Below are 1,764 nucleotides of genomic sequence, written 5' to 3' on the forward strand. Positions count from 1 at the left end.
GTTGGGATCAATATCGGCTTAATAGCATATTTAACTGAAAAGTTAAAAAGGTGTTTCCCCGCAATTCGGTAAAAACCTTGTTTTAGACAAAAATTAGATATATATAATGCAAGAAGTTTATGAGTTACCCACCGACTATGATTATATTCTGTATAATTATGGCCCGTATTGTAGTGAACTTAATGATGATTTAAGCTACGCTGCACTACTCGATGGAGTTAACATTGATTGGAGCGGGATCGGTTATAAAATTTCCCCCTCGGAAAAAACCGAGCATTATATTAATAAAGCCAAAGATTTTTTATCTGGAAACAGCAAACATATAGACCAAACAATACAGCATTTTGGGAATATGTATGCCAAAGATTTAGAATTACGTTCCACAATCATTTTTGCATCTAAACAAATGTCTTCATCGAGTAATAACAGCAATAGTCAAGCAATAATCGAAAAGGTAGGCGAAATTAAGCCACAATTTTCTATTCAAGAAATAGGAAGCGCCTATGATGAATTAGTGGCTATACAGGTAATTTAATAACTGATAAATGCTTTGTCAATCTGGTCTGTTGTTAATTATTCCCGCCTTTAACTTTATAGCCAGTAACTCCAGCATATTATATTGCTCCCCTTGTCATTTCATACTAAACACCACTGTTGTCCCGTTCGCACGCTGGCATTCGACAAAAGTCGGGTCGTAACCGGTACCATTGCGAGGCTAGCCGAGCTTGCTGTTTGCGGAGGGGGGGCTCTTCTCCCCCGAGCTTGCTAGATGCAATCGTCAGTAAACAGGCATCGGTGGAGCTACGATAAAGCAGCGGGATTATTGGTTGCGATGGCGGAAACATTGGCTTGCAGAGAAGAAAAACAGGATGGTATAGGCTTTATGTGTTTGGCAAGATAAAATTACATAGTACGGCAGCTTAAAAGTACACAACTAGAAGGCTGCCATCGTTTGCGTACCGTACATGTACGCTATAGAAGGGATCCCCCTTTCCTTCCCCCGAAGGGGAAGGAAAGCATATGTTCTTTTTATGTTTCCCTCACCTCCTGATCGTCAATTCCTGTATTTTTTACTCCGGATAAAGCTTGTTTTAACCTGAAGCTCTCACCGGTGAATGCCAAGATATGAGCATGATGAACAAGGCGATCGATCATTGCCGCTGTCAATCTGTTGTCACCGAGCACGCTGTTCCAGTGCCCGAATTGCAGGTTCGAAGTAATGATGACACTCTGTTTTTCATAGGCCTGGGCAACAACATTAAAGAGCAATTCCGCCCCGTCACGGTGCAGCGGGACGAAGCCTAGTTCATCTATAATCAGAAGTTCTGCTTTGCTGAGCTGGGCCATCATCTTTTTTAACCGCCCCTGGCGGTGGCTTTCAAGCAGGGTATTGACCAAGTCCAGGCAGCGGTAAAAACGCACCAGCTTATCTTTTGTGCAGGCTCTTAATCCTAAGGCAGTGGCCAGAAATGTCTTGCCTGTGCCTACGGCGCCTACGGCAATAATATTCTCGCAGCGCTCGATGAATTTAAGTTCCACTAGGTCGGTTTTACTGGTGGTGTCCGGTAGGGTAACCGGTGACCAGTCGAAATTTTCAAGTGATTTTGTATTGACGAACCCAGCTGTTTTGATTAGCCTGTCGATTCTTTTTAACCGCCTGGCCTTGATCTCTTCGGCAAAAAGTGCCGTTAGATACTGCTCCGGCTCGTTAAAGGCACATCCTGGTAGATCCGGGGCACGTTGGCCAGTTTCAGGGCTTTACAC

The 1,764-nt window shown here is 43.7% G+C and carries 2 protein-coding genes; one reads left to right on the plus strand and one right to left on the minus strand.

Going from position 1 to position 1,764, the window contains the following annotated elements:
- Positions 1–106 precede the first annotated feature (106 nt).
- Positions 107–535, plus strand: a complete 429-nt coding sequence (locus SSCH_RS07750) for a hypothetical protein (protein ID WP_052835451.1) — start codon at positions 107–109, stop codon at positions 533–535.
- A gap of 494 nt (positions 536–1,029) precedes the next feature.
- Here the strand turns inward: SSCH_RS07750 and istB are convergent, their stop codons facing one another.
- A complete protein-coding gene (gene istB, locus SSCH_RS07755; RefSeq protein ID WP_232294293.1) occupies positions 1,030–1,668 on the minus strand; it encodes an IS21-like element helper ATPase IstB in 639 nt (212 codons plus the stop codon).
- Positions 1,669–1,764 lie beyond the last annotated feature (96 nt).

Source organism: Syntrophaceticus schinkii (genome assembly GCF_000946815.1).
GTDB classification, from domain to species: Bacteria; Bacillota; DSM-12270; order Thermacetogeniales; family Thermacetogeniaceae; genus Syntrophaceticus; species Syntrophaceticus schinkii.